1 rRNA gene is annotated in these 255 nt (G+C 54.1%); it reads left to right on the top strand.

What is annotated here, in order from left to right:
- Positions 1-255 (top strand): 23S ribosomal RNA (locus tag M3650_RS33480); the annotation flags it as partial.

Here is a 255-nt window from a genome sequence, read left to right as displayed (position 1 = left end):
TTATGAGCAATGGGGGGACGCAGAAGGATAGGGACGCGAGCTGATGGATGCTCGTCCAAGCAGTGAGGCCGGTCAGTAGGCAAATCCGCTGACCATGAAGGCTGGGCTGTGATGGGGAGGGAAATTTGTAGTACCGAAGGTCTTGATTTCATGCTGCCAAGAAAAGCCTCTAGCCAGGATGAAGGTGCCCGTACCGCAAACCGACACAGGTAGGCGAGAAGAGAATTCTAAGGCGCGCGGAAGAACTCTCGTTAA

Origin of the sequence: Paenibacillus sp. MER TA 81-3 (genome assembly GCF_023713585.1) — a bacterium.
Lineage (GTDB): Bacteria > Bacillota > Bacilli > Paenibacillales > Paenibacillaceae > Paenibacillus_B > Paenibacillus_B profundus.
This window is presented reverse-complemented; position numbering and strand designations above follow the sequence as displayed.